A 12,004-nucleotide genomic window follows, 5' to 3' on the forward strand; every position below is an offset into this window, starting at 1 on the left:
ACTCCGTGTCCAAAAAGTCGCTAGACATCACAGCCAGGAACTAGCTTCAATGAACTAGACCGGCGGGGCTACTGGGGTTACGTAATTAACGCGTATGCGTTAATTACTTCTTCTCAGCGAAGAGCTCGCGCACGCGCTTGCCCAGCTGCGGGGAGACTGCATCCCAGTAGGCGTAGACGCGCTCCTCGGTCTCCGGGGACACACCGGCCATAGCGTTGGTGATGTTGTCCGCCAGGCGCTCCTTGGCGTCGTCATCGTAGACGTTCTCGTACAGGTCGGTGGCCTGGACGGTGTCATTGTCCTCAGCGTGGTGGATATAAGGCGCACGCACCAGGTCGATGCCTGCCGGGTCCGGGTTCACGTAGAGATCCGGAGCGGTGGTGGTCTCCTGCTCCTTGAAGCGCAGGTTCTCATCGCCATCCAGGTAGCCGCCGCCCTTAGCGTGACGGTTCGGGGAGTAGACCGGATCCTCCGGGGCGTTGAACAGGTACTGCATCGGACCCTCGTGCTCATAGGTGTTGACCTGGTTGAGCGGCTGGTTCACCGGCAGCTGCTTGTAGTTCGGTCCGATACGGTAGCGCTGCTGGTCGGAGTACGCGAAGACGCGTGCCTGCAGCATCTTGTCCGGAGACAGCCCAATGCCCGGGACAATGTTGGACGGATCCAGGGCAACCTGCTCAATCTGCGCGAAGAAGTTGCGCGGGTTGCGGTTGAGTACGAAGTATCCGACATCGACCAGCGGGTAATCCTTCTTGGACCAGGTCTTGGTGAGGTCGAAGGGGTTGAAGCGGTACTCTTCAGCCTCCGCCACCGGCATGATCTGGACCTTGACGTCCCAGACCGGGAAGTTGCCTTCCTCGATGGCGTTGTAGAGGTCCTCGCGGTGGTAGTCCGCGTTCTTGCCAGCCATCTCCGTGGCTTCGGCGTCGGTGAAGTTCTCCACGCCCTGGCGGGTCTTGAAGTGGTACTTCACCCAGAAGGCATCGCCGGACTCGTTGACCCACTGGAAGGTGTGGGAGCCGTAGCCGTTCTGGTGGCGGGTGGTCTTCGGGGTACCGCGATCACCCATGAGGTAGGTCACCTGGTGGGTGGTCTCCGGGTTGCGGGTCCAGAAATCCCACTGCATGTCAGCATCACGCAGGCCGTTGGCACCCAGACGCTTCTGGGAGTGGATAAAGTCCGGGAACTTAATGCCGTCACGGATGAAGAAGACCGGGGTGTTATTACCCACGATGTCGTAGTTGCCGTCCTCGGTGTAGAAGCGCAGCGCGAAGCCGTGGACGTCACGCCAGGTATCCGGGGAGCCCTGCTCGCCGGCAACGGTGGAGAAACGGCCCATCATCGGGGTCACGGTGCCCTTCTGGAAGAGCTTTGCCTTGGTGTAGGCGGAGACATCCTCGGTAACGTGCAGCTCACCAAAAGCGCCGTGGCCCTTAGCGTGCGGGGTGCGCTCCGGCACGCGCTCACGGTTGAAGTGCGCCAGCTTCTCAATCAGGTGGATGTCATTGAGCACCACTGGGCCGTTCTGACCCACGGTGATGCTGGTGTTTTCAGTAGCAATTGGCTGACCGGAGGGGCGGGTTGTGTTCGGGCCGCCCGGGGCGCGCTGGCCCTTGTCGAGAACCTTGTCTGCCGCGGACTCATTCGAAGCGTTAGTCATGGGGTTAATGCCTCCTAGATCGGTTGATAATTTGCTTTACATTATCAATCACGGACCTTTCATAGCCTACCCATAAAAAATGACCTGCGCAACAGTTTTTGGCGTTGCCAGAGTTCACGGCCTTAAGCCCGAGGCACCCAAGTCCTGCCTCCCCCGACTGGTAAGTTATGGGAGGTGAAACGACACTCCGAGCGCGACGATGCGCGCGTCACCGACCTCGCCCTCAAGGCAGGCCGTGGCGATCGCGCAGCCCTCACGGAGTTCATTAAGTCCACCCAAGATGATGTCTGGCGCCTGCTCGCCCACCTCGGCGGCCCGGACATCGCGGATGACCTCACCCAAGAGACCTACCTGCGCGTCATCGGCGCACTCCCCCGCTTCGCCGCCCGCTCCTCAGCGCGCACGTGGCTGCTCTCTCTTGCCCGCCGCGTGTGGGTGGACAACATCCGCCACGATATGGCCCGCCCGCGCAAGTCCGCCACCGAGTACGAGGACGCCGCTGCCCTCGCAGCAACTCCCGAAAACGCCGGAACGTGGAGCGAGTGGATCGACGCTCGCGCGCTTATCGACGCCCTCCCAGAAGACCGCCGCGAAGCCCTCATCCTGACTCAAGTGCTGGGCTATACCTACGAGGAGGCCGCGAAGATCGCCGGGGTTCGTGTTGGCACTATCCGCTCCCGCGTGGCCCGGGCCCGCAAGGACTTAATCAACCAACGCGGCTAATCGTTATCGAGCCGTTACAAATCGGCTTGGCCGGCCATAGAACCTGCATCTACATGCGCCAAACGGCAAATTCTGACACCCCCGGCCACTGCCTATCCTTAAGGAAACCTCAGCCCCAGCTGGAAAACACCGATAGACGGCGCCTAATCTTTTCCGAGGCACACGTGATAAATCGATAGTCGAACCGGGCCCGCGAGGCTTTCCCAATTGCCCGCACCACACCTTGGGTAGTGATGGCATTCCCCCGGCGCGTGTGAGATTGAGAGACCTCTTTACCTTATGTGGAAACGCGCAGTGGCCATTTCCATGGCCTTCATCGGCGTCGTCGTCGGCGCCGGCTTTGCCTCCGGCCAGGAAGCACTCCAGTACTTCGTGGCTTTCGGAAACATGGGCCTGTGGGGCGTACTCCTCGCCTCCGCCCTCATGATTATTACTGGTGTAGCAATTCTGCAGCTTGGCTCCTATTTCCAGGCCGATGAGCACACGGCAGTGTACGACAACATTAGTGGGCCCATCGTCTCCCGGATCCTGGACTGGGGCACACTGGCCACGTTGTTCTCCATCGGCTTCGTCATGTTCGCCGGTGGTGGCTCCACCATCAGCCAGCAATTCGAGGGTGTGCCCATCTGGGTGGGCGGCGCTATTATGCTCGTGCTCGTCCTGCTGGTAGGCCTCCTCGATGTGGATAAGGTCAGTAACGTCATCGGCGCGATTACGCCGTTCATCATTATCTTCGTGGTTCTGGCCACCGGCTACACCATCATCGTGACCGACGTGGATTGGTCCCAAGCCAATGAGTTTGCTGTCAACAACGTCGAGAGTCCGCTCAGCAACTGGTGGCTGGCTGCGCTGAACTACACCGGCCTCAACGTCATGTGCGCGGTCTCGATGTCCATCGTCATCGGCGGCAACATCCTGGATAACCGTGCCGTCGGTGTTGGCGGCCTCATCGGTGGCTTCTTCTACCTGCTTCTGCTCGCTCTCCTCGTGGTTTCCCTCTACATGGTGGCGCCGGAAGTCTACAAGCAGGACCTGCCGGTGCTGACGCTGATCAACCACGTGAACCCGGCTCTGGGTTACTTCATGACCTTCATCATCTACGGCATGGTCTTCAACACCGCTATCGGCATGTTCTACGCCATGGGCAAGCGCCTGACCCGCAAGAAGCCGAAGCTCTTCTACCCCGTCTACGCGGGCGCCTGTGTCGTGGGCTTCATCCTCTCTTTCATCGGCTTCAAGCAGCTGGTCTCCAGTGTCTACCCGATTCTGGGCTGGATCGGCCTGCTCATGATTGCCGTCATGGTCATCACGTGGATTACCCAACGTGACAAGATCACCTCCGAGTCTGACCGCCGCGTGCGCGCCCGCACCCTGGTCAAGCGCCGCCTGGACCCGCGCGAGCACTTCACCAAGAAGAACGAGCGCGAGCTGCGCAAGCTGGCAGCGGCCTCCAACATGGAAACTGAAGAGTTCGTCTCCACCGTTGCCGATGAGATCCACGAGGAGCTCGAGGCTGACGATGAGATTGAATACGACCGCGAGGATCCGGAACCCTCTGTGACCTTCGTGGAGCACACGAAGCCCGAGGTGCCGAAGGACTAGCCCTTCCGCACACCCCCTTTCCCATTACTCACAAAAAGTCCGCCCCCAGAGTGATATCTGGGGGCGGACTTTTCTTATTTATGCGGGTTCTAAAACTCGCTGCAGCTTTGCTTTAGACCAGCAGCTCCGCAATCTGAATGGTGTTGAGCGCGGCGCCCTTGCGCAGGTTATCGCCGGAGACTACGAAGACAAGGCCCTTGTTGTCCTCGACCGCCTGGTCCTGGCGGATGCGCCCGACCAAGGAGAGGTCGATGCCGGCTGCCGCCAGCGGGGTCGGCACATCGACGACCTTGACGCCCGGTGCGGACGACAGTACCTCGCGGGCCTGTTCCGGGGTAATCGGCTTCTCAAACTCCGCGTGCACCACCATGGTGTGGCCGGTGAACACCGGGATGCGCACGCACGTACCGGAGACCTTGAGCTCCGGGATACCCAGGATCTTGCGGGACTCGTTGCGCAGCTTTTGCTCCTCGTCGGTTTCTTCCGTGCCATCATCGACGAGGTTGCCGGCCAGCGGCAGCGCGTTGTACGCAATCGGGGCGACGTAGGGGCCCAGATCCTCCTCGGAGACCTCGAGCGCCGAGCCATCGTGGACGAGCTCAACGTTGCGGTCGCCGATGGACGCTACTTGCTTAACCAGGGTTTCCACGCCTGCCAGGCCTGAGCCGGAAACGGCCTGGTAGGAGGCGACGCGCATGGTGGTGAGACCGGCGGCGTCGTGAAGCGCCTTCGTGACCGGCATGATCGCCATGGTCGTGCAGTTCGGGTTCGCGATGATGCCCTTCGGGGTATTGCCCTTCTCCTGCGGGTTTACCTCCGAGACGATGAGCGGCACGTCCGGGTCCTTGCGCCAGGCAGAGGAGTTATCCACCACGATGGCACCGGCCTCAGCGAAGAGCGGAGCGTATTCCTTCGAAGTGCCACCGCCGGCGGAAAACACGGCGACGTCGATTCCAGCGAGGCTTTCGACGGTCTGCTCCGCTAAGTCTTCCACGACAACCTTGTCCTCGCGGAAGGTGAGCTCCTGGCCCGCCGAGCGGGCGGAGGCAAAGAATCGAACCGTATCGGCCGGGAAGTTGCGCTCCTCCAAGAGGGTGCGCATCACGCGGCCGACCTGGCCGGTGGCACCAACTACTGCAACAGTGGTCATGACCTTTACTCCTTAATTTTTAGCGTCCGGTACCAGCATAAACGGTGGCCTCTTCCTCGCCACCGAGCTGGAACTTGTCGTGCAAAGCGATGGCAGCCTTATCGAGATCGGCCTCGCGGGTCAGCACGGAAATGCGGATCTCAGAGGTGGAGATGAGCTCCATGTTGACCCCTGCGTCACGCAATGCCTCCGTGAAGTCCGCGGTGACACCGGGGTGGGACTTCATGCCGGCACCGACCAGGGAAACCTTGCCCACCTGGTCGTCGTACAGCACGTTGGCCCAGTGGCCGTCTTCCTTGAGCTTGGCCAGAATCTCCATTGCCTTCGGCCCATCCGAGCGCGGGCAGGTGAAGGTGATGTCGGTCGTGCCGGACTCCAGGGAGGAGACGTTCTGGAGGACCATGTCGATGTTGATCTCGGCGTCCGCGATAGCGCGGAAGACCTTGGCGGCCTCGCCCGGGCGGTCCGGGATTCCCAGGACGGTGACCTTGGCCTCGGAGCGGTCGGTTGCGATGCCGGTTAGTACTGCTTCTTCCACGGGGATATCCTCCATTGAACCGGCAATCAGCGTGCCGGGGTCGTTTGAATAAGACGAGCGAACTCGAAGGGGAACGTTGAACGCGCGGGCGTATTCGACGCTGCGCAGGACCAGAATCTTAGAGCCCACGGCGGCCAACTCCAGCATCTCCTCGAAGGAGAGCTGCTCGAGCTTCTGGGCGTTGTGAACGATGCGGGGATCAGCGGTGTAGACGCCGTCGACATCGGAGTAAATCTCACACACATCGGCCTTGAGCGCTGCCGCCAGCGCCACCGCGGTGGTGTCCGATCCGCCACGGCCGAGGGTGGTGACATCGCGCGATTCCTTGTTGACGCCCTGGAAACCCGCGACGATGCAGATTTTTCCTGCATCCAGCGCCTCGGTAAGGCGGCCCGGGGTGACGTCGACAATGCGGGCGTTACCATGACGCTCAGTGGTGAGCACACCAGCTTGGGAGCCGGTGAAGGATTGAGCCTGCGCACCGAGGGACTCCACTGCCATGGCAACGAGCGCATTGGAGATGCGCTCGCCAGCGGTCAGCAGCATGTCCATCTCGCGCTGCGGCGGGACGGGGTTGACCTGGGCGGCGAGGTCTAGGAGCTCATCGGTGGTATCCCCCATGGCGGAGCACACGACAACCACGTCGTTGCCCTGTTTCTTCGTCGCCACAATGCGCTCCGCCACCGCGCGAATGCGCTCTGCGCTTTCGAGGGAGGATCCCCCGTATTTCTGTACGACTAGGGCCACTGACGGTCCCACCTTTCCTGTTTGTGAGGGCCATTACCTGTTCACCGCCCAATACCTATAGACCGGCAGTCAACTCCTTTAGACTACCGCCCTTTGGCTACCATCGAAACACGTGCTGGATATTAATTCCAGGTAAGGTGGAAACGATGCTTTCAAACCTGGTTGCCGTTGCTTTCGCACTGGCCTCGGCACTAGTCGTGGCCTGGGGCACTGTCATACGCCACCGCATCGTGTTGGACGCCAGCTCCAGGACCGTCATGCGCACCGCAATTCGCACTCCCCTGTGGTGGATTGGCACCGGAGCCGCCGTCGCTGCCTATGCCTTGCAGCTCATCGCACTCCACTTCGGCACGCTGCTCATCGTTCAGCCCATCCTCGTCCTGTCCCTCATGTTCACGCTGCCGCTCGCCGCGTGGTATTCCCGGCGGCCGATGCCGGCGCGGGAGGTCTTCTGGTGCCTGGCACTGACCGTCGCAGTGGGCATCATGGTGGTCTATGGGCGCCCCACCGCAGGCTTGACGACGCCCAGCTGGTCCCAGTGGTGGCCCGCCTTCGCCCTCGGCGCGCTGACACTCGCCGCACTCTTTGTGGCGGCCTATAACCGGCCGGAGGAATCTGCACTCGCGCTCGGCAGCGCCTGCGGCATCCTCTACGGCTACGTGGCGCTCGTAGCGAAAGCGGTGGTTGACGTCCTCTCCCACCAAGGCATCGCAGCATTGCTAGCGAGCTGGGAGCTGTACGTGCTCATAGGGCTGGCGGCTGCCGGCACGGTGATCCAGCAGTATTCCTTCCACGCCGGCGCTCTTGCGCATTCGCTTCCCGCGATGACCATCATGGAACCCATCGTGGCTTTCGGCCTGGGTTACTGGGTCCTGGGCGAGAAATTCCAGGTCGAGAGCATCGCGGGCTGGTGCGTGATGGGGGCTTCGCTCATCATCATGATCGCCGCCACGATCGTCCTGTCACGCATTCCGGTCAACCCGGGAAGCACGCGGCTCGCGGAACAAAGCCCGCACTAGATCGCCCACTCAAAGACCACCAGCATGTAGGCGGAGAACCACGCCGACCACAGGACCCATGCGCCACAGGCAGCCCACAGCATGCGTGGGCGCCACGCCGTGGCGGCGCGCACAACCCACGGCAGCACCAGAATGATTGCGGGCAGGAGAAGTCGCGGGCGCGAGTGCATGATGCCGTCGGAAAGCAGCACATTCGCACATAACGCAGCGCTAAACCACCAGGCGACCGGGTTAACCTTCCCCCAGGCCGCGATGAGCAACACGGGGGCACCGAGGATCACCAGCACGGTGAGCAAGTAGCCCACATCGTTGTTCTCCGTCAAGGTTTCCCACACGAACCGCACGGTGGCAACTCCCCCGTCGAAGGTGGAGTTCCAGTGTTCGGTTTGGATGCCGAAGTAGCCGCCAGCCTCCGCCAGGTAGCGCTGCGTCCACAGCAAGTAGCCCGGCAGCGGGAGCGACGCCACGATCAGGCTGAGCCACGCCTGCCAGGAACGCCGCCCGTAAAGGAGCACCCACAGGCCAAAAACTGCAAGGAAGTCCACGGAGGTCAGCCGGACAAAGGACAAGGCAATACCGAAAGCCGCGGCGCTCCACCAATCGCATTCATCCAGCGCCACGAGTCCCCACACCACAAGGGCCCCGAAGAGGGCTTCCGTATAGGGCATGGAAAACACAATGGACATCGGAGCGCTGCTGACCACGATGGCCGCGGCGCATTGCCCACGGCGCCCTGCCCCCAGGCGCTGCGCTAGGACCATGACTCCAGCAGCCATCACCGCGGTAAAAAGAGTATTCACAAGGAGGGCAGCTACCTCAAGGCTGATCCCGGTCCACCCCAGAACCCGCAACAGTATGGGAAAACCCGGAAAGAAAGCCATAGTGATTTCATGGACCGGCCCATCCGTATGGATGTCCGCATCGAAATAACCTACGCGCGCAATCTCCAGGTAGTACTTAGAGTCCCAGGCCGTGAGCTGATCCCACAGCTCCTGCTCGTTAACGGCTGCGATGCCGCTCAGCACAGCGATGCGCACTGCAGTGCCCACTACCGCGACCAGCACGGCCATGGGCAGCAGCGAAAGTACCCCTAGCACACCTTCAGGGGTCGGGGCGGCATCCGGTTCCTTGCCCGGCGCAGTCTTCTTCCCAGGTTCCGGAGCAGTCGTCATGGTGTTTTCTTCAGGCACGCAACACATCCTAGCCACCCGCGACCCCATCCCAGTATGTGAAACCAGTTGCCGCAGAGTGGGAAGCGTTGTATTGTGGCTCACATGACTTTGCGGCACACTCTTCTCCTTAGTAGCCGCGGCGGGATTTAGGTTTGTAACTCTACGGCCAGCGCCCCGTCGCGGAGCGTGGTGATGCCAACACACACCACAGCTGGCCGTCCCCACAATTCACTACATCGTTGCTCATCACAGCAACGCGGCGAAACAAACGCCTCAGGCCACACACAAGGAAGAGAACAAACACCATGTCCCCCAATGATTCTTTCATCTCCGCTCCCCGCGAAATCACCACCCCGGCCGGCCCGCGCAACGAGAACCAGCCCGCCTGGAATAAGCAGCGCGGCTCCTCGATGCCGGTCCACCGCTACCAGAGCTTCGCCCAGGAGGTCGAGCCCGTCACGCTGCCGGACCGCACGTGGCCGGATAAGAAGATTACTGTGGCCCCGCAGTGGTGTGCGGTGGATCTGCGCGATGGGAACCAGGCCCTGATTGATCCGATGTCCCCGCAGCGCAAGCACCGCATGTTCGACCTGCTGGTAGCCATGGGTTACAAGGAGATCGAAGTGGGCTTCCCCTCCGCTTCCCAAACGGACTTCGACTTTGTCCGCGAGATCATTGAGGGCAATAAGATCCCCGAAGACGTCACCATCCAGGTCTTGGTCCAGGCCCGCGAGCACCTGATTCGGCGTACCTTCGAGGCGTGCCAGGGCGCGAAGAACGTCATCGTGCACTTCTACAACTCCACCTCGAAGCTGCAACGCCGCGTGGTCTTCCGCAAGGACCGCCCAGCCATTAAGAAACTGGCGACGGACGCCGCGGAGCTCATCAAGAGCATTGCCAAGGATTACCCGGATACCAATTGGCGCTGGGAGTACTCGCCGGAATCCTTCACGGGAACCGAGCTGGACTTCGCCGTCGAGGTCTGCGATGCCGTCGTCGACATCATGGCGGCCACCCCGGACAACCCCATGATCATCAACCTGCCGTCCACGGTGGAGATGATTAGCCCGAACGTGTACGCCGACCAGATCGAGTGGATGCACCGCAACTTTGCCAAGCGTGACTCCATCATCCTGTCACTGCACCCCCATAACGATCGCGGCGAAGGCATTGCCGCCGCCGAGCTGGGCTACATGGCCGGCGCAGATCGCATCGAAGGCTGCCTGTTCGGCAACGGTGAGCGAACCGGCAACGTAGACATCGTCACGCTGGGTCTGAATATGCTCACCCAGGGCGTGGACCCGCAGATCGATTTCTCCGATCTGCCCAAGATCCGCGAGACGGTGGAGTACTGCAACCAGCTGCGTGTACCGGAGCGCCACCCCTACGGCGGCGAGCTGGTGTTCACGGCCTTCTCCGGCTCCCACCAGGATGCCATCAACAAGGGCCTGGATGCCCTGGCCCAGGAGGTACGCCCCGGCGCCAACAACACCGAGGTGTCGTGGGAGGAACTGCAGGAAACCACCTGGGAAGTTCCCTACCTGCCCATCGACCCGAAGGATGTCGGCCGCGATTACCAGGCGGTCATCCGCGTCAACTCGCAGTCCGGCAAGGGCGGCGTAGCCTACATCATGAAGACCGACCATGGCATCAACATGCCGCGTGCCATGCAGGCGGAGTTCTCCTCCGTCGTGCAGGCGGTGACCGACGCCGAAGGTGGCGAGGTCAACTCCAAGAACATGTGGGACATCTTCGCCAACGAATTCCTGGAGCGCACCTCCCCGCTAGAGCTGGTCTCCTTCCAGGTGGACAACTCCACCACAGAGGGCGAGGACGCCAAGGTAACCGCGACCATCGTCTTCAACGGTGAGAAGCGCGTTGTCTCCGGCATCGGCAATGGCCCCATCGCCGCGTACGCCAATGCGCTGGAGGACGTCGGAATTGATTTCGAGGTCATCGACTACTCCCAGCAATCCCGCACTGCTGGCGACGACGCCGAGGCCGCCTGCTACATCGCCGCCGAGGTTAACGGCGCCCAGGTATGGGGCGCGGGCATCGCTGGCTCGACGACGCGCGCATCCATCAACGCGATTACGTCCGCAGTCAACCGCGCAGACTAAGCCAGGCAAAGCCAGGCTTAACAACAGTGCAGCTAGGGAGGAGCACGTTCCTCCCTAGCTTCCAGCATCCGAGCTTTAAGCTATGCGCAAAAATTCCTGGTCACCATATCCCGCTGAATGCGCTTTCTTGTAGGCCAGAACTCAGAGCGATATAGTTAAGCAGCGTAACTGCACTGCAATAAAGATTTTTCAAACATTTCGTGCGGCTAGTCAGAGCTTCAGTCTGGGCTTCGGCATTCCCAATGCTCACGGCGAACCCGCCCGGCCGTATGCATCCGACGTGGTCCACTCAGCGAAGGCGAGCAATATGACGGTCACTAACTATGTGGTTCCCCACCACGGGTTTGGCACACCGCGTCGCCTGACGGTTGACACCGTAAACCCAGAGATGTTCCTGCAGCTGCTATCGCTAGCTGAAAGCAGTCATCTCCCCGTCACTTTGAGTGGACATTCAAGTACAGGATTTCGCGTCCATCACGGCGAAGACATCGTGGGCGTGATCCCCGCCTCCCAAGCTGCCGATTACTCGGAGCTGGACTGGATCATTGACGCGGGGCTGACCCCACAAGCCACCGCAGAAATCGCACTCCGCGAGGATGCGGCGGAAGAAACCATTCCTGCTTTCGAGGTCCTCCTCCCAGAGCCTGGCCTGTGCGTGCCGCTCAATATTCCCCCGGCTCAGCGGTGGGGCATGCTCAGTGGCCAGCGCGCTTTGCACATCACCGAGTTTGCGGTCCCAGCCAGTTCCCTACCGACGCACCCTGCGCACCTCCTTGTGCGTTTGACCAATAACCGGCACTTTTTCCGACGCTCCATCGAGGTTCACCTTGATGACGAACTCGTCGCCACGATTCCGCGGGAGCGGGCTCCCTGGCTGAGCGATACCATCGCAGGATTCAATCACGAGGGCCTCATCGCAGTCGCCCGCGCATATTTCATATCGGATGGACAACCAACCCTCACCGTCTATTCCGAAGAAGGCACGCCGGAAAGCCACTTCGCCGTGGGAACCGCCGGAATCATCGCTGCCGCCGCGGGCGCAGCGGCCGTGAAGGTCACCAACAGTGGCAAGGCACACGCAGCCAGCCTTCCAGCCGGCGGATTTGAGGCGACCGGCGCAGCGAAGACCGCCGGTACTGCTGCCACGCAGAGTGCACAAGCCCTGTCCCTCAACTCTGCCGGGGCGGTTGCCGTGACCGGAACAAAGATCGCTGCGGCTAGCACTGGGCTCAAGCTAGCTTTGTGATGTCTAGCGACTTTTTGGACACGGAGT

General features: G+C 61.3%; 9 protein-coding genes. 5 read left to right on the plus strand and 4 right to left on the minus strand.

The window, feature by feature from the left end:
- Positions 1-103: 103 nt before the first annotated feature.
- Positions 104-1,660, minus strand: a complete 1,557-nt coding sequence (locus tag HMPREF2807_RS03625) for a catalase (RefSeq protein WP_046647896.1) — start codon at positions 1,658-1,660, stop codon at positions 104-106.
- A gap of 174 nt (positions 1,661-1,834) precedes the next feature.
- Between HMPREF2807_RS03625 and HMPREF2807_RS03630 the strand changes: the two genes are divergently transcribed.
- Positions 1,835-2,383 carry an RNA polymerase sigma factor gene (locus HMPREF2807_RS03630; protein ID WP_046647897.1) on the plus strand — a complete coding sequence of 183 codons (549 nt, stop codon included), beginning with the start codon at positions 1,835-1,837 and terminating at the stop codon, positions 2,381-2,383.
- 279 nt (positions 2,384-2,662) lie between these two features.
- Complete coding sequence (locus HMPREF2807_RS03635; protein ID WP_046647898.1) at positions 2,663-3,985, plus strand: YkvI family membrane protein; 1,323 nt, start codon at positions 2,663-2,665, stop codon at positions 3,983-3,985.
- A 112-nt stretch (positions 3,986-4,097) separates the two neighbouring features.
- On the opposite strand, the gene HMPREF2807_RS03640 is transcribed toward HMPREF2807_RS03635, so the two are convergent.
- Together HMPREF2807_RS03640 and HMPREF2807_RS03645 are read right to left on the minus strand one after the other, a co-directional pair.
- The gene (locus HMPREF2807_RS03640; RefSeq protein ID WP_070510590.1) at positions 4,098-5,135 is read right to left on the minus strand and encodes an aspartate-semialdehyde dehydrogenase; all 1,038 of its coding nucleotides are present in this window, start codon (positions 5,133-5,135) and stop codon (positions 4,098-4,100) included.
- Positions 5,136-5,154: 19 nt separating this feature from the next.
- Positions 5,155-6,420 carry an aspartate kinase gene (locus tag HMPREF2807_RS03645; RefSeq protein WP_070510591.1) on the minus strand — a complete coding sequence of 422 codons (1,266 nt, stop codon included), beginning with the start codon at positions 6,418-6,420 and terminating at the stop codon, positions 5,155-5,157.
- Positions 6,421-6,566: 146 nt separating this feature from the next.
- On the opposite strand from HMPREF2807_RS03645, the gene HMPREF2807_RS03650 reads away from it, so the two are divergent.
- Entirely contained in the window at positions 6,567-7,439 is an 873-nt protein-coding gene (locus HMPREF2807_RS03650; RefSeq protein WP_070510593.1) for a DMT family transporter, read from the plus strand.
- Here the strand turns inward: HMPREF2807_RS03650 and HMPREF2807_RS03655 are convergent.
- Positions 7,436-8,638: a mannosyltransferase family protein gene (locus HMPREF2807_RS03655; RefSeq protein WP_070510596.1), complete on the minus strand. Its 1,203-nt coding sequence runs from the start codon at positions 8,636-8,638 to the stop codon at positions 7,436-7,438. The two genes, HMPREF2807_RS03650 and HMPREF2807_RS03655, sit on opposite strands and share 4 nt — an antisense overlap.
- 278 nt (positions 8,639-8,916) lie before the next feature.
- Between HMPREF2807_RS03655 and leuA the strand changes: the two genes are divergently transcribed.
- Positions 8,917-10,731, plus strand: coding sequence for a 2-isopropylmalate synthase (leuA, locus tag HMPREF2807_RS03660; protein WP_070510598.1), 1,815 nt, complete (start codon positions 8,917-8,919; stop codon positions 10,729-10,731).
- A gap of 307 nt (positions 10,732-11,038) precedes the next feature.
- Positions 11,039-11,977, plus strand: a complete 939-nt coding sequence (locus HMPREF2807_RS03665) for a hypothetical protein (protein ID WP_198531369.1) — start codon at positions 11,039-11,041, stop codon at positions 11,975-11,977.
- The last annotated feature ends 27 nt before the right edge of the window (positions 11,978-12,004 follow it).

The organism is Corynebacterium sp. HMSC074A09, from assembly GCF_001811545.1.
GTDB lineage: Bacteria > Actinomycetota > Actinomycetes > Mycobacteriales > Mycobacteriaceae > Corynebacterium > Corynebacterium hiratae.

Excerpts from the sequence above, each read along its gene's own strand:
- HMPREF2807_RS03625 (WP_046647896.1), bottom strand. The coding sequence starts at position 1,660 with ATGACTAACGCTTCGAATGAGTCCGCGGCAGACAAGGTTCTCGACAAG.
- HMPREF2807_RS03635 (WP_046647898.1), top strand. The coding sequence starts at position 2,663 with ATGTGGAAACGCGCAGTGGCCATTTCCATGGCCTTCATCGGCGTCGTC.
- HMPREF2807_RS03640 (WP_070510590.1), bottom strand. The coding sequence starts at position 5,135 with ATGACCACTGTTGCAGTAGTTGGTGCCACCGGCCAGGTCGGCCGCGTG.
- HMPREF2807_RS03650 (WP_070510593.1), top strand. The coding sequence starts at position 6,567 with ATGCTTTCAAACCTGGTTGCCGTTGCTTTCGCACTGGCCTCGGCACTA.
- HMPREF2807_RS03655 (WP_070510596.1), bottom strand. The coding sequence starts at position 8,638 with ATGTGTTGCGTGCCTGAAGAAAACACCATGACGACTGCTCCGGAACCT.
- leuA (WP_070510598.1), top strand. The coding sequence starts at position 8,917 with ATGTCCCCCAATGATTCTTTCATCTCCGCTCCCCGCGAAATCACCACC.
- HMPREF2807_RS03665 (WP_198531369.1), top strand. The coding sequence starts at position 11,039 with ATGACGGTCACTAACTATGTGGTTCCCCACCACGGGTTTGGCACACCG.